The organism is Rhizobium croatiense (assembly GCF_019793465.1).
GTDB lineage: Bacteria > Pseudomonadota > Alphaproteobacteria > Rhizobiales > Rhizobiaceae > Rhizobium > Rhizobium croatiense.
The window spans coordinates 48,931-67,789 of record NZ_JAILYJ010000018.1; the positions used below are offsets into that span (position 1 = coordinate 48,931).

Annotated in this window: 19 protein-coding genes; 9 read left to right on the top strand and 10 right to left on the bottom strand. The window is 61.5% G+C overall.

Annotated elements, in window-relative coordinates; all coding sequences use genetic code 11:
• Positions 1–11: 11 nt before the first annotated feature.
• The 3 genes from K6M89_RS25105 to K6M89_RS25115 all read right to left on the bottom strand — a co-directional run bounded on the left by K6M89_RS25105 (position 12) and on the right by K6M89_RS25115 (position 3,946).
• Entirely contained in the window at positions 12–725 is a 714-nt protein-coding gene (locus tag K6M89_RS25105) for a substrate-binding periplasmic protein (RefSeq protein WP_097578587.1), read from the bottom strand.
• Between the two features lie 24 nt (positions 726–749).
• The gene (locus K6M89_RS25110) at positions 750–3,101 is read right to left on the bottom strand and encodes an EAL domain-containing protein (protein ID WP_222141381.1); all 2,352 of its coding nucleotides are present in this window, start codon (positions 3,099–3,101) and stop codon (positions 750–752) included.
• A 236-nt stretch (positions 3,102–3,337) separates the two neighbouring features.
• Positions 3,338–3,946, bottom strand: coding sequence for a 50S ribosomal protein L25/general stress protein Ctc (locus tag K6M89_RS25115; protein ID WP_097578590.1), 609 nt, complete (start codon positions 3,944–3,946; stop codon positions 3,338–3,340).
• Between the two features lie 402 nt (positions 3,947–4,348).
• Between K6M89_RS25115 and K6M89_RS25120 the strand changes: the two genes are divergently transcribed.
• Positions 4,349–5,899, top strand: a complete 1,551-nt coding sequence (locus K6M89_RS25120; RefSeq protein ID WP_222141382.1) for a hypothetical protein — start codon at positions 4,349–4,351, stop codon at positions 5,897–5,899.
• 358 nt (positions 5,900–6,257) lie between these two features.
• On the opposite strand, the gene K6M89_RS25125 is transcribed toward K6M89_RS25120, so the two are convergent.
• From K6M89_RS25125 to lgt, 6 genes are all read right to left on the bottom strand, one after another.
• Entirely contained in the window at positions 6,258–7,190 is a 933-nt protein-coding gene (locus K6M89_RS25125) for a ribose-phosphate pyrophosphokinase (RefSeq protein WP_010035373.1), read from the bottom strand.
• 105 nt (positions 7,191–7,295) lie between these two features.
• Positions 7,296–8,114 carry a hypothetical protein gene (locus K6M89_RS25130; protein WP_222141383.1) on the bottom strand — a complete coding sequence of 273 codons (819 nt, stop codon included), beginning with the start codon at positions 8,112–8,114 and terminating at the stop codon, positions 7,296–7,298.
• Between the two features lie 103 nt (positions 8,115–8,217).
• Complete coding sequence (locus K6M89_RS25135) at positions 8,218–9,369, bottom strand: M24 family metallopeptidase (RefSeq protein ID WP_222141384.1); 1,152 nt, start codon at positions 9,367–9,369, stop codon at positions 8,218–8,220.
• A gap of 5 nt (positions 9,370–9,374) precedes the next feature.
• On the bottom strand, positions 9,375–10,169 hold the full coding sequence (pgeF, locus tag K6M89_RS25140) for a peptidoglycan editing factor PgeF (RefSeq protein WP_222141385.1): 795 nt from the start codon (positions 10,167–10,169) through the stop codon (positions 9,375–9,377).
• Between the two features lie 110 nt (positions 10,170–10,279).
• The gene (locus K6M89_RS25145; protein ID WP_097578599.1) at positions 10,280–11,380 is read right to left on the bottom strand and encodes a class I SAM-dependent methyltransferase; all 1,101 of its coding nucleotides are present in this window, start codon (positions 11,378–11,380) and stop codon (positions 10,280–10,282) included.
• Positions 11,381–11,397: 17 nt separating this feature from the next.
• Positions 11,398–12,246, bottom strand: a complete 849-nt coding sequence (gene lgt / locus K6M89_RS25150) for a prolipoprotein diacylglyceryl transferase (RefSeq protein ID WP_222141386.1) — start codon at positions 12,244–12,246, stop codon at positions 11,398–11,400.
• A gap of 203 nt (positions 12,247–12,449) precedes the next feature.
• Between lgt and K6M89_RS25155 the strand changes: the two genes are divergently transcribed.
• From K6M89_RS25155 to K6M89_RS25170, 4 genes are all read left to right on the top strand, one after another.
• Positions 12,450–12,710 carry an accessory factor UbiK family protein gene (locus K6M89_RS25155; protein WP_064684479.1) on the top strand — a complete coding sequence of 87 codons (261 nt, stop codon included), beginning with the start codon at positions 12,450–12,452 and terminating at the stop codon, positions 12,708–12,710.
• 389 nt (positions 12,711–13,099) lie between these two features.
• Positions 13,100–13,600: a type III secretion system chaperone family protein gene (locus K6M89_RS25160; protein WP_004680153.1), complete on the top strand. Its 501-nt coding sequence runs from the start codon at positions 13,100–13,102 to the stop codon at positions 13,598–13,600.
• Position 13,601: 1 nt separating this feature from the next.
• Positions 13,602–14,429 carry a pyrroline-5-carboxylate reductase gene (proC, locus tag K6M89_RS25165; RefSeq protein ID WP_222141387.1) on the top strand — a complete coding sequence of 276 codons (828 nt, stop codon included), beginning with the start codon at positions 13,602–13,604 and terminating at the stop codon, positions 14,427–14,429.
• Positions 14,430–14,440: 11 nt separating this feature from the next.
• Positions 14,441–14,782 (top strand): tRNA-binding protein, encoded by a 342-nt coding sequence (locus K6M89_RS25170; RefSeq protein ID WP_097578604.1) that lies wholly within the window; start codon positions 14,441–14,443, stop codon positions 14,780–14,782.
• Between the two features lie 362 nt (positions 14,783–15,144).
• On the opposite strand, the gene K6M89_RS25175 is transcribed toward K6M89_RS25170, so the two are convergent.
• On the bottom strand, positions 15,145–15,846 hold the full coding sequence (locus tag K6M89_RS25175; RefSeq protein ID WP_222141388.1) for an MBL fold metallo-hydrolase: 702 nt from the start codon (positions 15,844–15,846) through the stop codon (positions 15,145–15,147).
• A gap of 286 nt (positions 15,847–16,132) precedes the next feature.
• Here K6M89_RS25175 and K6M89_RS25180 point away from each other — a divergent pair, with 286 nt between their 5' ends.
• The 4 genes from K6M89_RS25180 (at position 16,133) to K6M89_RS25195 (ending at position 18,781) form a co-directional block, all read left to right on the top strand.
• A complete protein-coding gene (locus K6M89_RS25180; protein WP_097578608.1) occupies positions 16,133–16,750 on the top strand; it encodes a DUF1236 domain-containing protein in 618 nt (205 codons plus the stop codon).
• Positions 16,751–16,956: 206 nt separating this feature from the next.
• Positions 16,957–17,226, top strand: a complete 270-nt coding sequence (locus K6M89_RS25185; RefSeq protein WP_097578978.1) for a hypothetical protein — start codon at positions 16,957–16,959, stop codon at positions 17,224–17,226.
• Positions 17,227–17,587: 361 nt separating this feature from the next.
• Complete coding sequence (locus K6M89_RS25190; protein WP_222141389.1) at positions 17,588–18,079, top strand: MarR family winged helix-turn-helix transcriptional regulator; 492 nt, start codon at positions 17,588–17,590, stop codon at positions 18,077–18,079.
• Positions 18,080–18,781 carry a response regulator gene (locus K6M89_RS25195; protein ID WP_004680166.1) on the top strand — a complete coding sequence of 234 codons (702 nt, stop codon included), beginning with the start codon at positions 18,080–18,082 and terminating at the stop codon, positions 18,779–18,781.
• Positions 18,782–18,859 lie beyond the last annotated feature (78 nt).

An 18,859-nucleotide genomic window follows, 5' to 3' on the forward strand; every position in this document is an offset into this window, starting at 1 on the left:
AAAGGGCAGCATCAGTCCGACAGGTTCATGCCGTATTTCAGGAAGATCTTTTTCTGGTCACCATCGGCGATCAGCTTGTCGAGAGCGGCCTGCATCTTGGCGCGCAGATCGTCCGGAAAGCTCTTTTCGCAGGCAATGCCCATCGGCTGGGCGGAGAGCACCGTCACCATCTCCACCGGCTGATCGGCCTTCAGCTTGTCGAAATAGAGTTCGGAGATCGGCATCATGTCGATGCGGCCGCTCAGCAGCTTGCGCAGCGTCGCGTTGAAGTCGCTGGCGACGTCGAGCTTGGTGAAGCCCTTCTCCTTCAGGGTCGTCTCGGTGTAATCCTCGCGCTGCGTGCCGATCGTATATTTCTTCGCCTCGTCCAGATTGCCGGCGATGACGCCGGAGCCCTTGCGGGTGATCAGGATATTGCGATCGATCAGCAGCGGCTCGATCCATTTGAACAGCGGGTCGCGGGTGCTGTTGTGGGCGGTGGCGAAAACGCAGGTCATCGGCGCCGTGCGGGCGAGGCCGAAAGCGCGCGCCCAGGGCAAGACCTCGATCGTGTAGTCGACGCCGATCGCGGCCATCACCTTTTCGACCTGCTCGACGGTCGCGCCCTTGATCTCCTTGCCTTCGCGATAGTTGAAGGGGGCGTAATCCTCGGTCGTGAAATTGATTGTCTGCGCATGGGCGGCGCAGGGCAGCGCCAGGCATGCGAGAAGCAGGAGCTTTTTCATCGGATCATCTCCTTGGTTCTTCGTTTACGAGGCGCGCGCGACGGCCGATTGCGGGGCCATCAGTTCCTCGATGAGCTTGGCTGCGTGCTGTGGGCGATGGAAGAGGTAGCCCTGGCCATAGTCCAGCCCCATCTGGTGGAGCGTGCGGCATTCCTCTTCGGTCTCGATGCCCTCGGCGATGACGGTGCAGTTCATTTTGTGGGATAGCGTGGTGATGCCTTCGATCAGCATGCGGCTCTTCTGGCGGACGTCATCGTCGCCGTCGTTGATCGCGCGGGTGAAGGACTGGTCGATCTTGATGATATCGACAGGGAAGCGGTTGAGGTAGCTGAGCGACGAATAGCCGGTGCCGAAATCGTCGAGCGCGATGCGGCAGCCGAAGCGGCGAAGCTCGGTGACAATCATGCGAATCTCTGGGTTGTCGTGCATCAGCACGGCTTCGGTGATTTCGACGACGATGCGTTCGGGGCGGATGCCGTGGCGACCGACAATGGCGGCAAGCCGGGCGGGCAGAGCCGGCTCGAACTGAAGCGGCGAGAAATTGATGGCGAGATAGGTATCCTGCATGCCGGATATGCGGGAAATCTTGGCGAGATGGGCGATCGCCCTTTCCATGATGACATTGCCGACGCGGACGATTTTCCCTGTCTCCTCGGCGACGCTGACGATCTCGGCCGGCGGCATCAGGCCCTTCTGCGGATGGTTGAGGCGCATCAGCGCTTCAAAACCGGCAATACCGCGGCCGTTCAAGTTGACGATCGGCTGCAGGAAGGCCTCGAACCAGTTCTCGGCAAGACCGGCTTCGATATTGGCCTCGATTTCGGCGCGGCTGCGGGCGCGGTCGAGCATGGCGTTGTCGAAGAGTTGCGCGCCATTTTTGCCGTCGCGTTTCTTGGCATACATCGCCATGTCGGATTTCTGCAGCAGTTCGGATGCGGCCGCGGCATGATGCGGGTAGATGGCGATGCCGATCGAAGCGCTCAGATGCATGTCCGGGGCAAATGGCGTTTCGAAGATCGAGGCAATCTGCCCGCACATTACCTTGGCGCGCTTTTCGGCGTCCTTCGCCGGCAGCAGGATGGCGAATTCATCGCCGCCGAGACGAGCCGCCTCGTCGGAGGGAGCAAGATGGGTCTTCAGGCGCTCAACCAGCTCGATCAGTGCCCTGTCGCCGGCGGCATGGCCCATATTGTCGTTGATCCACTTGAAGCGATCGAGATCGACGAAGAGGCAGGCAAGTTCCTGGCCGGCGGCGTCTGCCGCAGCGATCTTGCTGTCGAGCACGGCTTCGAAACCCTGGCGGTTGAGAAGCCCGGTCAGGTGATCGGTGATTGCCTGGCGATGGTTGCGATCCTCGGAGGCCTTGAGCTCGGTCACATCGGTCATCACCGACAGTGAAAGGCGATCGTGAGCGCCGGCGCCGGCTTCCGATTCCATGATAAGGACGTCCATGGTGCGGCCGTCCAGGCAGACGAACTTGACGGTAACCGCCATGCCGCTTTCGGCCCGGCGGCGCTTGACGAACTTGTCGCGGGTATTTGCCGTGACGAGATCGGCGAAGTTGCGGCCGATGACGGCGGCGCGATCATAGCCGGTGGCAAGCAGCCAATAGTCGCTGACGGCGGTAATGCGGTCTTCCTCGTCGAGCGAGAAGAGCATGGCGGGGGTGAGATTGTAGATATCGGTGGCGCGGCGATGGGCGAGCTTCAGCTCCTTCTCCTCGCTTTCGAGTTTGGTCTGCATCTCGTTGAAGCTGCGGGCAAGCCGTCCCATCTCGTCGTTCGACTGCCAATCGACGTGATGGCGGGAGCCGAGCTGGCGGGTCGCCTCGATCGCCGCCGTCAGCCGCATCAGTGGCTGGATGACGAAGAAGCGGTTGCCGATCAGCGCGGTGCCGAAAACGGTCAAAACCGCGAAGATGAAGATCGAAATGAAGACGACCTCTTCCTGCTTCAGGCCCGAAAACAGGCCGAGGGCGGGATAGTAGACGCTGATGCTGCCGAGATTCTTCGGCCCATCGATGGTGTTGTAGATGATGGCGCGCGACACCTGCACGAGCTTGCCATCGAAGGAGCGCGGAATGGTGGACTGGCTGACGTCGAGCTGGCCTGACTGGTCGCGCACTTCGACCTTGACGATGGCGCCCTGGGAAACGACCGTCGCGCTGATCTGGGTGACGCTTTCTTCATCGAGGTCCCAGAGGGGCTTTGCCAGCGCCTGGGCATTGGCGACAAGAAGAACCGAGATATGGTCGCGTATTTCCTTGTCGGCTCGCTCCGAGGAAAGAAAAAGAAAGAGAACAAAGAGAGGAGCGACAAAAACAAGCAGCGCCCCGCAAACAATCCCAAAAAACCTGTTCTCAACGGAATTGTTCATGGTTCCGTCTACTCCCCCAGACCGGCCATATTTGCTGTCGCGCGTTCGGGCCGGCTTCTTCGCAACTGACGGGGCATGCTTTCACGAATATATTAAATTTGCAGAAACGGAGGTCTTTGCCAGGCAATGAAAAGCCCGCTTTCCCAGTGAACCGGCTCCTGAAAGTTGGACGACAACCTTTCAGGAGCCAGTTCACGGGAAAGCGGGCCGTATGCTTTACAAATTGGTCGAAGCGATCAGGCTTCGGCTTCGCCTTCTTCGGCGCTTTCATCGACACCGGCAGCCGGAGCAACGATGGTCGCGATCGTGAAGTCGCGGTCGATAACCGTGGTCACGCCCTTCGGCAGGGTGACTTCCGAAATGTGGATGCTGTCGCCGATCTTCTTGCCGCTGAGATCAACGTCGAAGAACTCAGGGATCGCATCGGCCGGGCAATGAACTTCGACCGAGTGGCGGACGATGTTCAGAACACCGCCGACCTTGAGGCCCTGGGACTTCTCTTCGTTGATGAAGTGAACCGGGATTTCGACGGTCACCTGGGTGTTGCCGGAGACGCGGAGGAAATCGACATGCATCGTGAAATCGCGGACCGGATCGAGCTGGTAGTCCTTCGGCAGAACCTTGTACTTCTTGCCGTCGACTTCGATGGTCGCCACGGTGGTCATGAAACCACCGGCGTGGATGCGCTTCGTCACCTCATTGGTGTTGAGAGCGATGGCAATGGGGGCCTGCTTGTCACCATAGATGACAGCGGGAATCAAACCGTTGCGGCGAAGTTCACGGGCGGACCCCTTACCAACCCGTTCGCGCGCCTCGGCCTTGAGCTCGTAAGTTTCCTGGCTCATGGCTATTCCTTTCGAGGTTATTTGGAGAGTTCGGCGGCGGCCAAAAGGCTTGTTCCGTCGAACCGGAGGCGGGTTTCCCCATCCTCATCCGCGTTGCCTCCAAGGGTGTCTACACGGACCGGTGGCCTATATTATAAGTCGCTCGGAAACGCAAGTTGCGGATTCAGGCTGGGCAGACGGCCCTGCAGCTGTCAACGGTAATGTCCTCAAAGGAGCCCCGCGGCCATTCCCAGGGCGCGCCGGGGCCTCGGCTTGAAAAGACGAACATCGTTGAAATCACCTCAAAACCGCGTCCCGTCCAGATGGCAAATCGTCAATGGCTGCTACCACTTGGCTTGACATTGGCGCGCTTCGCATCTTTGGATGCCGCATTCAAAAAAGCGGCTGAGGAGAAACCCGACCATGCGTCTCAAACTTGTTACGGCAACGAGCTTGCTTGCCCTTTGCCTTTATGCCACGGCCGAGGCCGTGGAGATCAATCAGGATGGCGCCAACACCGTCAGGGACACTCTGACAAAGTTGCTTCCCGATGATCTGGCGAAGAGCGGCTTCATCACCGTCAATCCGGCAGGCACGCGCTACGAGATCATCTACGATCTGGCGAAGCTGCTTGCAAAAGTGGATCCGGCGACCTTCACGATCAACGGCCTTACCCCGTTCTCGACATTCGCCACGCCGCTCGACAATGGGCTTTGGAACATCGAAGGCGACGACAGGTTCAACGTCTCCGGGCATTTTAAAGACCCGGATCAGAAAACAACGAATTTCACCTATTCCATCGCTTCGATCGTCTATAGCGGTGTTTTCGACCCGGCAATCAGCTATCTGCGCTCAGGCACCTTTGCGGTCAAGGACGTCAAGGTCGCCAGCAAGTCCGAAACCGAGGAAGTTCATGCCGCCATCGCCAGCATGGACCAAAAGCTGAGTTCGACGGACAGTGCAGGCGGCAACGGACGTATCGATTTTGTCGGCAGCGCCTCGATGTCTGGTTTTGTCGAGCAAGTTTCCGGCCTGCAAATGCCGCCCATCGAAATTCGTGCCGGCTCAATCAATGTCGATGCCAAGGTGAACGGCCTGCCGGCGAAGCAGATCCGCGACGTGGTCTTCTTCGTGCTCGACCATGCCGATGAGAAGGAATTGAGCTCGGAAAATACCGACAAGATAAAGACAATAGCGAAGGAAGCTTTTCCGCTTCTGACCTTGTTCAGCGAGACGATCGGAGTCAACGATCTGTCCATCACAAACGAGATGGGCAAGGGCGGCGCCAAGGCATTCGGCTACACCGTCGCCATCGAAGGGCCGAGCGATGCCATGCGTTTCGGCTTCGGCATGAACGCGCAGGAGATCAGGCTCGACACCCCGCTGATGCCGGCAAACTACTCGACCTTCATGCCGACCAGCTTCGATCTGCAGCTTGCCGTGCCAAATCTGGACTTCGCCAGCTTTGGCAATGCGTTGATGGCGATGGATTTCAAGGACAAAGCGCCGGAAAAGAGCGGCGAAGAAATGGGCAAGACGCTCTTCCGGGACGGTCGGTTTGCCGTCGAGTTTCCCAGGATCAGTGCCAAGTCTGGGGTCTATGACGTCGACATGACGGGCAAGATCGAAGGGCGGGTCGACACCGAGAAGGACTATTCGATGGAGGCGATCATCCTTGCCCGCGATCTCGACAAGACGATCGCCGCGGTTCAGGAACTTGCCAAGACCGATCCCGATCTCAACCAAGTCTCCTTCGGCATCATGATGGCGAAGGGCTTCGCCAAGACCGATCCCGACGGCCGTTCGCGCTGGGACATCAGCATCAGCCGCGACGGTTCCGTGGCGGTCAATGGTCAGCAGATCAAGGGACCGGATGGTCCGGATCAGGATGAGGGGTTGGAGCCGGACCAGGAGCAGGAACCGGAACCGGATCAAGGTCAGGACGCGGTACCTGCGCCGCCGCAGCAGCCTTGAGCGCTTTCAATCGGGATAAGAAACAAAAGAGGCCGGCCTTGTGCCGGCTTCAGCTTTTTGACCACAAAAAAGCCGGGACCGCTGACAAAGTCATCAAACCCCTCTTTCGTCATGTTCGGGCTTGTCCCGAGCATCTGCCGCCGGTCGATAGGGCAGCAGATCCCCGGCGCAAGGCCGAGGATGACGCCGAGTAGAGAGCGGAGTTGCGCCTCACGCGACAAGCTTCGCCGGACGATCGGAACGACGGTTTATTCTGGGCTTTCGTTTCCAGCAATTCATGCTGCTCGGTGAGCATGCGTGGGAATAGTCTGGTCCATCTGATGCAGAAATTGAAAGAGCCGGTCGGATGCCGGCTCTTTTAATCGAACAGGCTGGAGACGGATTCTTCCTGGCTCGTACGGCTGATAGCTTCGCCGATCAGCGGAGCGGTCGTCACGACGCGGATATTATGGGCGGACTGCACGGCCGTCGTCGGCTGGATCGAGTCGGTGATGACAAGTTCGCGCAGCTTGGACGAGGTCACGCGGGTGACGGCGCCGCCCGACAGCACGCCGTGGGTGATATAAGCGGTGACGCTGGAAGCGCCCTTGGCGAGCAGCGCATCGGCCGCATTGCAGAGCGTGCCGCCGGAATCGACGATATCGTCGATCAGCAGGCAGTCCTTGCCGGTGACGTCGCCGATGATGTTCATGACTTCGGATTCACCCGGCCGGTCGCGACGCTTGTCGACGATCGACAGAAGACAGTCCAGTCGCTTGGCGAGCGCACGGGCGCGAACGACGCCGCCGACGTCAGGCGAGACGACCATGACGTTGCTGAGATCATAGTGGCTCTTGATGTCGCGCGTCAGGACCGGCAGCGCGTAAAGATTGTCTGTCGGAATATCGAAGAAGCCCTGGATCTGACCGGCGTGGAGATCGAGCGTCATGACGCGGTCGGCGCCGGCTTCAGTGATCAGGTTCGAGACGAGCTTGGCCGAGATCGGTGTGCGGCCGGAGGCGCGGCGGTCCTGGCGGGCATAGCCGAAATAGGGGAGAACGGCCGTGATGCGGCGGGCTGACGAACGACGCATGGCGTCGATCATGATCAGCAGTTCCATCAAATGGTCGTTGGCAGGATAGGACGTGGGCTGGACGAGGAAAACGTCCTCGCCGCGAACGTTTTCCTGGATTTCCACGAAGATTTCCTGATCGGCAAACCTTCGGACACTGGCTTTCCCCAAGGGAACGTTGAGATAGTTGCAGATCGCTTCGGCGAGTTGCCGGTTCGAATTGCCTGCGAAAACCTTCATGTTGGTCCGCCTGTTATGCGCTGATAGCCGCGCTTTTTAGTCAGCTTCCCCGTGAATGCAAGGGCAAAGGCGCCACAGGCTTCCATATTTGCAAAAAGTTTGTGACTAACCGCCCTGTGTCTGCCGCCAGGAGGTGAATTCCGCGATGGTTTTCGAGGCGATCTGCTGCATCACCGAAGCCGGAACGCCCGCCCAGGGGTCGGCCGCGGCCGTCGGCACGCTTTCCTGCCCCTGAATGCGGTGCAGGCGGGCGCCGCCACTGTCGAGAATGTCCCAGACATAGACCACGGTGACTTTGCCGTCGTCGCTGAAGGCGGAGAGATAGCCTTTGAGGATGTAGTCGCTGCTCGCATCGTTCGAGCTCTTGATGGAAAGGCCGTGCGCCCGCGCCTCGGCGCCGAGCTGGCGCGAAAGCGGCGTGACGGCCTGCACCGGCGCGCCGATGATCGGCAGGAAGCGCACGGTATTGCCGCGGGCGGAAGAGGCGCCGGGCGTGAGGGCGGCGGTCTGTCGCGGCTGCGCGTCGAGCGTCTGGCCGGACTGTGCCTGAGACCCGGCACCGGCCGCCGCCGGCGGCAGCGCCTGTCCCTCGATCGGGGCGGAGGCGGCGGGCGAAGTGCTGTTCCTCGACAGGGCGTCGGCCTGTTCCTGCATCGTTGTCGGCGGGGCGCCGCTGCCGGGCCGATAGGCTCCCTGCGATTGATTATAGGCCGGATGATAGCCATTCGGCTGCGAGCCTGCGGCGAAAACCGGTTGACGCGTGCCCGCCAAACCTTCGGCCTCACGCTGGGTCACCGGGCTTGACGGCGCGCCTCCGGAGGAGTCGCCGATGCCGACCTGCGGCGTCAGCGCGTCGGTGGTGTTGCAGGCGGTGAGCAGGGCCATGACGAACAGGAGCGGGGGCACAGTCGCAGCTCGCGTCATCCCGTGATCCGTCCTTCCCACAATCGCATGAGCCCGCCCGAATTTATGCGGGCGGCGATGGTCGTCTGTCAATTCCGGATTCTCATCCGTCAATCCCCGGGCTTCAAAGGCCGATAAAATCGAGCGGATGACGAGACAGTGCGCGCGGCGAATCCGCCGTCGTCAGATAGGTCTGTCCGAGCGTCATCGCGGTTCCCGTATCGGAATCGGCTATGATCATGTGCACGAAGAGCGACATGTTCGGCTCGATCGGCTGCGGATTGCCGATATGGAACATCTGATGCTCCATCCAGGAGGGCGAGAAGCGGGCGCCGAGCGAATAACCGCAGGCATTCAGCCGGTGGCGGGCGAGGCCGCGCTCGTCGATGATCCTGGCATGCATATCGAAGACGTCGCCGAAGGTGTGACCGGGCTTCAGCACGGTCTCGATCGCTTCGATGGTTTCGCGGCAGGCATTGTAGAGCTCGCGATGGCGTTGCAGCGGCTCGCCGATGACGATCGTGCGCATCATGGCGGCATGATAATGCGCGTAGGCGCCGGCCCATTCGAGCGTCAGCTGGTCATTGGCGTCGAGCTTGCGGCGGCCGGCCTTGTAGCGGCAGAGCAGCGCGTCGGCCGCCGAGCCGATGATGAACTCGTTGGCGGGATAGTCGCCGCCGCCGGAAAAAATCGCTCCCTGCATGGCGGCGAGGATGTCGGCCTCGTCGGCGCCCGGTTTCGTCAGCCGGATCGCGGCGTCGAGCGCGTCGTCGGCGAGGTCTGCAGCCCGTTCGACATAGGCGACCTCGGTCGGGCTCTTGATCAGGCGAAGACGGCTGACGAGATAGGAGGCGTCGACGATCTGGCCGAAAGTGGTCAACTGCGCGTCGAGCAGGCGGGCGACGCGGCCGGTCATGCCGTGCGTATCATATTCGACGCCGATGCGGGCGCCGAGCAGATCCATCTCGACCAGCAGGTTCTTCAGGTCGAGCGTCGGATCGGCATTGACCCTGTCGACCCAGATATGGATGTCCTCAAGGATCGATGTGTGCTTGGCCTGGCGAAGATCGGCCGAGCGGGTGATCAGCGCCATAGTGCCGTCGCTCTTGACGATCAGCGTCTGGAAGAAGCAGTAGCCGAAGGTGTCGTAGCCGGTCAGCCAGTACATGCTTTCCTGGGCGAAGAGCAGCAGGGCGTCGAGCTTTTCTTCCTTCATCTTCTCGGTGAGGCGCGCAAGTCGGCTTGCGAACTCGGCCTTTTCGAAGTGCAGTGCCATTCTGCTCAAGTCTCCCTGATTGATATCGCTGAAATCTGGCGGCCGTAGTCCGGCTCCTGGCGATGCGTCGTCCGGCGATAGGAAAAGAAGCGCTCGCTGTCCGGATAGGTGCAGAGGCCGAGGCTTTCGGCCCGAACGCCGGCCCGGGTCAGCCTGTCGATGGTCAGTGCCGGCAGATCGAACATGGCGTGGCCCGGCGTTGGGGAAGGCATGAAGAAGCGCTCGTAATCGGGATTTTCGGCGATGAAGCGATCGACGAATTCCGGTCCGACTTCGTAACTCTCCTGGCTGATCGAGGGGCCGAGGCAGGCCAGTATGCTGCCGCGGTCGGCACCCAGGGCTTCCATGGCTGCGACGGTGTTTTCGAGCACGCCGGTCAGCGCACCCTTCCAGCCGGCATGGGCGGCGCCGATGACGCGATTTTCGGGATCGACAAAGAGGATGGGGCCGCAATCGGCGGCCAGCACGCCAAGTACAATGCTGGGGACTGCCGTCACCATCGCGTCGGCATCGGGGCGAGCGCCGTCATAGTCGGCGCCGATCGTCACGACATCGGGAGAATGCACCTGATGAACGGTTGCCAGCCGCTCGATCGGCAGATCGAACCAGGCGGCGACGCGGCGGCGGTTTTCCATCACCTTGCCGCGCTCGTCGCTGGAGCCGAGGCCGACATTGAGACCGCGATAGATCCCTTCGGAAACACCGCCGGCCCGGGTGAAATAACCGTGGCGGATGGCGGCGCCGGCCGCTTCGTTCAGCAGCGCGCTTTCGATCGGTGCGGGAGAGGCCGCGTCCTGCATCTGTGATTCCGGGCTTTTCGAGAGGTTTGTTATTGTCCCGAGCGCATCGCATCGGCGGCGCGCTTCAAGTTGCTGTTCGCGGGGATGTTGGCTCAGCCGCGTGCGCCCTGTCAATCCACCGGACGAAAGGGCATGAGATCGACGGCCGGGTGCGAGACGGCCATGACCTTGAAGAGTTCGCCCATCCGGCCCTCACCGGCGCCGGCAAGCCTGTCGACCGCCGTCTGGATGACCTGCTGGGTCTGCCGCTCGCGGTCGCGCCCGAGAGCGGCGGCGCGCTCGAGAATGCCGAGGCCGGTCAGAAAGTCGCCCTGATGCAGGGCGCCGTTCAGATGCAGGCCTGATGTCAGCGCCGTTTCGGCGAGCTGCTGGAAATCGACATGGCTCGTCAGATCGGCTTCGCCGGGATGGGCAAGCGGCGGGTCGAATTCATGCATGCGCACCGCCTGCAGCGTATCGCCGAAACCGGTGACGAGATGGCCGTAGTCGATGACAAGCGCCGTGCCGCCGAAGGCGCGCAGCCGCTCGCAGATCGCCATCATCACCGCCTGGCGGGCAGGGGAAATCTCGAAGAGCGTGCCGAGCGGCAGGTTCTGCACCGGTTCGGGAAGCAGCGCGGGATCGAGGCCGGCGACACCGGCTGCAAAGGTCAGCTCGCCGTCGGCGTCGAGCCCGACCATGCGTTCGCGGAAGCCTGTCTGCGTGCGGACAAACTGGCGGATCGGGATCGCGTCGAACAATTCATTGGCGGCGATCAGGGTGAAGCCGGGCGGGACTTCGTCGAAGCCGTCGTGCCAGGCGATTCTCTCGCCATAGGCTTCGAGCGTCTGGCTCTGGACGTCGCGCAGACGCTCGCTGGTTTCGACAAGATGCACGCTCATGGTGTCGAAAAGCGGCGGGGCGATGCGAGCGATGACGCGCAGCATGTCCGCCATCATCGTACCGCGGCCGGGCCCGATCTCGACGAGGCGCACTTCCGCCGGCGTGCCGTGGCGTTGCCAGGCATGGACGATGAAGACGCCGATCATTTCGCCGAAGATCTGGCTGACCTCCGGCGCGGTGACGAAATCGCCGGAACGGCCGAAGGGCTCGCGGGTGCGGTAATAGCCATGTTCGGGATCGGCGAGGCAGAGCGAGAAATAATCGGTGATGCTGATCGGGCCGTTGGCCTGGATGATCGCCTTGATCTTTTCGCCGAGAGCGGTGTTCATGTCGTTTATCCGCCGTGTCAGAGCTGCAGCGCAGCCTGGCGACGGGCGCGCAGCATCGCCCAGAGGCCGAGCAGGATCATCGGCGAGGAGAGAACCATGCCCATGGTCAGCCAGCTGGTGCCGAGGAGGTAGCCGAGCTGGGCGTCGGGCTCGCGGAAGAATTCGACGAAGATGCGCGACAGCGCATAGCCGCAGACGAAGACGCCGCTGACGAAGCCGGGGCTTTTCAGCGCGCGCATGCCGTAGACGAGGGCGGCTAGAACCAGAAGCAGGACGATGCCTTCGAGGCCGGCCTCGTAGAGCTGGCTCGGGTGGCGGGCGAACGGACCGCCGGTCGGGAAGACCACGGCCCAGGGCACGTCGGTCAACCGGCCCCAGAGTTCGCCATTGATGAAATTGGCGATGCGGCCGAAGAACAGGCCGAAGGGAACGACCGTGGCGACGATGTCGAACAGGCTCCAGATCGGAATGGAATGGCGGCGGGCAAAGAGGATCATGGCGATCGTCGTGCCGGCCAGGCCGCCATGGAACGACATGCCGCCGTTCCAAATCTGAACCGCCCGCACGGGATCATGCAGGACGGCTGTGAAATCATAGAAGAAAATATAGCCGAGGCGACCGCCGAGGACGACGCCGAGAGCTGCCCAGACGATGAAATCGTCGAGCTGCACCCTTGATATCGGCGACGCGTTGCCGGGCCAGAGACTGTCACTGGCGGCAATGCGGCGGGCATAGGCCCAGCCGAGCAGAATGCCGGCGACATAGGCGAGACCGTACCAGTGAATCGCCAGCGGACCGATCGAAAAGGCGATCGGATCGATGTCCGGGAAAGGCATGATGGCAAGGAGATCGGCGGCTATCGGCAAGGTTTTCCCATCCGTTGAAGTCGGCGGAACATGCCGCTGCGATCCCGGACGGTCAAGTCCATTGTTCGTGATCTCGCTTTCGCAGCCCGGGCCGGCGAGGGCTATCCCGTGCAAAGCGCTTGCATCGCCGATGGCGAAGCCCTACCTCAATCTTCGAGGCCCGGAAGGGTCGAATTCACCGCATCCGAAGGGAGAAAAACGCCATGACGACCGGAACGAACCGCATCATGGATGAGTTCGCCAAGCTGATGACCGACGCGGCAGGTGCTGCCCAGGGAGTCCGCAAGGAGATCGAGACGGCTTTCAACGCCCAGGCCGAGCGTTGGCTGAACAGCATGGACGTCGTCAAGCGCGAGGAATTCGAGGCCGTGCGCGAGATGGCGATCAAGGCACGCGACGAAAACGAGGCGCTCGCCGCCCGCATCGCGGCGTTGGAAGCAAGGCTTGCCGGCGAAGGCCACTGAGTTCCGACAGAAAGCGAGACACGGCATGGCCTCATTGCCCTATGCCGTGTCTGTCACAAAAAATTCAGGTGAGTTTTCCACCTGTGGACACTGCCAAAAAAGCCAATACGCAGAGTCGCTTATTCTCCCTTCTGAATTGAGTTTCGAAGTGCTTTCCACAGTGGCTGCGCCCTATTTTCCTCTCAGGGGGCTGGCAGGTGGCAAGGGTCATTATACACTGATTTTAAATGATGATTCGAAGCGACTTGGTAAGCTCCGGGCAGGTTATCTGCGTTAAGTCTGGTAGCGGTTCAACGATCATCCGGTGGTAGTTTCCGGTATTTGCGTGTGTCTTTCTTGTGTTCGTACACGAAGTTAAGTCGCATTCATTCCGGTCAAGAAGGTGCTGCATGAACCTGATGGAATTGGAAGTCGAGCGTCAGTCGAACCCGGTCGATATGATCGAGTACGTGGCCTCCAACAATGACTGGTCGTTCGAACGGTCCGGCGAGGACGAGATCGCGATGACGGTCGAGGGGCGCTGGGCGGACTATCATGTCTCCTTCTCCTGGATGGAGGAATTCGAGGCGCTGCATCTTGGCTGCGCCTTCGATATCAAGGTCCCCGACATCCGGGTCAACGAGGTGGTCAAGCTGCTCTCGGCGATCAACGGGCAAGTGTTGATGGGGCATTTCGATCTCTGGCGCCAGGAAGACGTCGTCATCTTCAGGCAGTCGCTGCTGCTTGCCGGCGGCGCCGAGCCGACCAACCGCCAGGTGGAGGTGCTGCTTTCCAGCGCGCTCGACACCTGCGAGGCCTATTTCCAGGCTTTCCAGTTCGTCGTCTGGTCCGGCATGGATGCGGCCAAGGCAATGGAAGCCGTGCTGTTCGAAACGGTCGGCGAGGCATAGGATGCCAGCCAAGGCTTTCTCCTCGAAGCATCCCGTCGTTCTGATCGGCGCCGGCAATATGGGCGGCGCGATGCTCTCCGGCTGGCTGAAGAGCGGCGTTCCGGGCTCGGCCGTCATCGTCGTCGATCCAGGCCCGTCGCCGGCGATGCTGGCGACGATCGGCGAGGCGGGAGCGACCCATCTTGCGGCGCTTCCGGCAGCGTTGAAGGCAGGCGTCTTGTTCCTTGCGGTGAAGCCGCAGGTGATGGAGGCGGTGTTGCCGGCGGTGAAAAGCGCTGTCGGGCCGGAGACGGTCGTCGTCTCGGTTGCTGCCGGCAAGACGCTCGGTTTTCTCGAAAAGCATCTCGGAAAAGCCGCCATGGTACGTGCCATGCCGAACACGCCGGCGATGGTCGGCCGCGGGGTCACCGGGGCCTATGCCAATTCAGCGGTAAGTGATCAGCAGCGCGAGCGCGTCCATTCGCTTCTGCGCGTCTCCGGCCCGGTCGAATGGGTGCCTGCGGAAGTCGATATCGATGCCGTGACGGCGCTTTCCGGCAGTGGCCCGGCCTATGTCTTCTATCTCGTCGAATGTATGGCGGAGGCGGGCCGTAAGCTCGGCCTGCAGGCGGACCTCGCCATGCGTCTTGCGCGGGAAACTGTCGCGGGGGCTGGTGAACTCTTGCACCAGTCCCCCGACGATGCTTCGCGGCTGCGGCAGAACGTGACTTCTCCGGGCGGCACGACGGCGGCGGCGTTGGCGGTGCTGATGGCCGAAAACGGCATGCAGCCTTTGTTCGATAAGGCACTCGCGGCAGCGCGCAAGCGGGCCGAGGAACTGGCCGGCTGACGGAGCCCCTTATGGCCGAAGAGATCACCTACGCCGATTTCGATCGTGTCGACATCCGTGTCGGCACGGTCGTCGAGGTCAGTCCCTTTCCGGAAGCGCGCAAACCGGCGTTCAAGCTGGTCATCGATTTCGGCCCCGACATCGGCATGAAAAAATCCTCGGCGCAAATCACCGTGCATTATACGCCGGAAAGGCTGATCGGCCGGCAGGTCCTTGGCGTTGTCAACTTCCCGCCACGCCAGATCGGGCCGTTCCGCTCGGAAGTGCTGACGCTGGGGTTTGCGGATGAGAACGGCGCGATCGTGCTCGCCGCGGTCGAGCAGCCGGTGCCGAATGGCCAGAAGATGATGTGAGCCTTAGAGCCTTTCCTGATTAGATTGAAGCATTCTGCCGGAGCAGGTTTTCGTCAGGGCAAAGGCGATTGGCGATGGGCATACCTCATAGTACGTCCGAGCCGATCGCCTCTGATCCTGGCTAGAGATGCCCGGCCCACCGGCCGCACCGCTTCGCCGTGGCGAAGCGATCAGTGCGCCCGGCGATTCCCAAGTCTTGCAGATTTGCCAGGCAAATCTGCGGGAGGGTTGGCTGAAACGGGTCGGCTGCTCGACCGGCCGGCTTGGCCGTAGAGCTTGGCTACGACGCGCGCCGGCCGGTCGACCATCCGACTCCGTTTGAGCCAACAGAATGCTTCAATCTAACCAGGAAAGGCTCTAGCTCACATCCCTTTATCGGGCGTTGCGCCTGATTTGCCGGCATCCGAGCCGTCCCGCGTTCTGATCTCCTGCAGGAACGGATTGCTGCGCCGTTCATCGCCGATGCGGCTGCCAGGGCCGTGGCCGCAGATGAAGCTGACCTCGTCGCCGAGCGGCAGGACTTTGCCGCGGATCGAATCCAACAGCTGCTGATGATTGCCGCCCGGCAGATCTGTACGGCCGATCGAGCCGTTGAAGAGCACGTCGCCGAGATGGGCGAAGTTCTGGGCGCGGTTGAAATAGATGACATGGCCGGGGGCATGGCCGGGCGCGTGATAGACCTCAAACTCGTGGGCGCCGAAGGAAACCTTGTCGCCATCCTTGAGCCAACGGTCGGGCAGGACGTTGCGCAATCCTGATATGCCGTAGTTCGCCGCCTGGGTCTCGATGCGCTCTAACAGCGGCAGGTCGTCCTGGTGCGGGCCGACAATGTCGACGCCCAGGGCTTCCTTCAACTCTTTGGCGCCGCCGGCATGGTCGAGGTGGCCGTGCGTCAGCCAAATTTCCTTGATGGTCAGGCCGCTTTTTTCGATCGCCTGGAGAATGAGCGGCACGTCGCCACCCGGATCGACGACGACGCCTTCCTGGGTGTCGGGATCGAAGAAGACCGTGCAGTTCTGTTGAAAAGGTGTCACCGGAATGATGCCGGCCTGGAGCATGCCCATAAGTGCCTCGCTTGGTGTCTCGGGTGCTCAGGTATAGTTCGAAACGGCGGCAAGGACAGCCGGAATCTGCTGCTGACGCGGGCTGTTTCACGGCAAAAAGACAAGCTGCAACACAAATTTATGGGGTTCTCCGCTATCCCCATACAGCGGTGGAATCATGTTTTTTCTAGATGTTTCAAATGCTTGTGCGCGGCTCGCTGGAGCCGCCCATTTGTCGGGCGCAGCCGAGGGGAACATCGTGGAACGCCGCGCGTTGTCCGGCCATCGAAACCAAGGAGACGCTCACATGACCTTGAAGAGAAACATCCTACTGGCTGGAGCCGTGCTCCTGGCGACCGGCGGTCTGGCGCAGGCGGAGATGGTCGCGACTACGGTCAACGACCTCAACGTCCGCGCAGGTCCCGGTCCGCAATATCCGACGGTCGGCCTTGCTACCCGCGGCTCGACCGCAGTGCTCGATGGCTGCATCGAAGGCAGCCGCTGGTGCCGCGTCGACGTCAACGGCATGCGCGGCTGGGTCTATGCCGATTATCTGCAGATGGATTATGGCGGCAACCAGGTGATCGTCGAGCAGCACCGCGCCGAAATCGGCGTTCCCGTCGTCACTTACGAGTCGACCGCCAGCGTTGTCCCGGCTGACCCGCAGCCGGCGCCAGGCGACGAACTGATCGGCCCGGTCGGGGCTGTCGAGACCATCACTCCGCCGGAGACGGTGCGCACCTATATCGAAACCAATCCAACCGAGACGGTGCGGCTCGGCGGCGATGTCGTCGTCGGTGCGGAGGTGCCGGGTGATGTCACATTCCAGACCATCCCCGACTATGAATACCGCTATACCAGGATCAACGACCGTCCCGTGCTGGTCGATCCCGGCACGCGCCGGATCGTCTATGTCTATCAATAATATGGTCGATCAAAGCTGAAGCGAGGCGGCCACTGGGCCGCCTTTCGTTTGAGAACGCCTCGCGACCCCGGCGGTTCGCTGACTCTCCGCCTTAATCCCGCATCGGTTGATTTTTCTTCATTCTTTCCTCTTGAATATGATAAAATGCTAATATGCCGAAGGCTCGGCATTTAGCGGCGCTCGGGGAGATCGCCAAGGAGGAATTCATGGAAGCGCTACTTCCGTTCATCGTCCAATTGATTGCCGGTGCCATCGGCGGCAACGCTGCCTGCGCCGCCTTGAAGCAGCATGCGATCAATGTCGTCGCTCGTACGATTGCCGGCGCGATCGGCGGTGTCGGCGGCGGCATGCTGCTCGGCATGGTCGGCGGGGACGTCGCAGCGACCGGGCTGATCGCCGACGGTATCGGCGGCCTGATCGGCGGCGGCATTCTCTCGACGCTCGCCGGACTGGTCATGGCGCGGGCGCATAGGTAGCCCGACCGCACTGATCACGTGAAGGGCTTATCCGGCGGCGATCGCCGCCGGAGAGAATGCAGTCGGCCTGCGCCGAAACGCCCATCATCCCGTTGCCGAGCCGGGCGATCGGCCTGACACCTCCGGCGCTTCACCCGCCATGCCTGTTGATTGTTGTCCCCATTACGTTTTATCCACAGACGCAGGGGGAAATTGCGCGTTGCGCCGGATCGGCCTTGGTTCCAAGGAACTGCCAGCAGAGAAAATTCCGTGCGGGGCTGCCGCAGAGTTCGGAAAGCCAGCAGCGACGCAATTTAAGTCAATAAACTGACCTATCCCCGCGAAAACGTCCCGCAGTGCGGGGAAAAGAAAGGAAAGCCGAGTGTCACGACAGACCGGTCCGAAAGCGGGCAAGCCGGAGCCGCTGGCCACGCCGATGGAAGATACCGAGACGATCGATTTCGAGATCATCGAGCTGTTCTTCTTTGCTTATCGCGACTTCGTTTCCGATCCCGACGCCATCCTCGAAAAGAGCGGATTCGGCCGGGCGCATCATCGTGTCGTGCATTTCGTCAACCGCAATCCCGGCATGACGGTGGCCGATCTTCTCGACACGCTGAAGATCACCAAGCAGAGTCTCGCAAGGGTGCTGAAACAGCTGATCGACTCAGGCTATATTCGCCAGGTGGCGGGGCCGGAGGACCGGCGGCAGCGCAAGCTTTATCCGACGAAATCGGGGCGCGAGCTGGCGCTTGCGCTTGCAGAGCCGCAATCGCGCCGCATTGAGCGGGCATTCGAAGGAGCCTCCGCGCCGGTGCGGGAGGGGGTGAAGGCCTTCCTCGGGGGCATGCGGGACAGAAAGAAGGCGGATTGAATGGCGGTCAAGACAGGTATTTCCGATGATGCGGCGCATCTGCTGGTGGTCGACGACGACTCCCGCATCCGCGCGCTGCTCAATCGTTATCTTGCGGAGAACGGTTTTCGCGTCACCGTCGCGGCCGACGGCGCCGAGGCGCAGCGCAAGCTTGCGGGTCTCGATTTCGATCTCATCATCATGGATGTGATGATGCCTGGTGAATCCGGCATCGACGTCACCCGCGGGCTTCGCGCCATCAAGAACGTGCCGATCATCATGCTGACGGCGCTGGCGGAATCGGGCAACCGCATCGAAGGCCTCGAGGCCGGCGCCGACGACTATCTCTCCAAGCCCTTCGATCCGCGCGAGCTGGTGCTGCGCATCAACAACATCCTGCGCCGCAACGCCGGCGGTGAGGGGCTGAAGATCGAACAGGTCATGTTCGGGCCTTATACTTTCTCCTTGACCCGCAAGGAGCTGAAGAAGGCCAGCGAGGTGATCCGGCTCACTGACCGCGAGCAGGAAATCATGCTGCTCTTTGCGCGGCGCGCCGGCGACACGATCCCGCGCCACGAGCTGATCGGCAACGACACCGAGGTCGGCGAGCGGACGATCGACGTGCAGATCAACCGGCTCAGGCGCAAAATCGAGGAGGATCCGGCCAATCCTGTCTGGCTGCAGACAGTGCGCGGCATCGGATACAGGCTGAGCATCGATTAGATTTGAGGAAGCGGAAGATGATGCCGATAATGGTATACACTTTCCGGCACCATGCTCTGAAAGGCCAGGACCGACGCT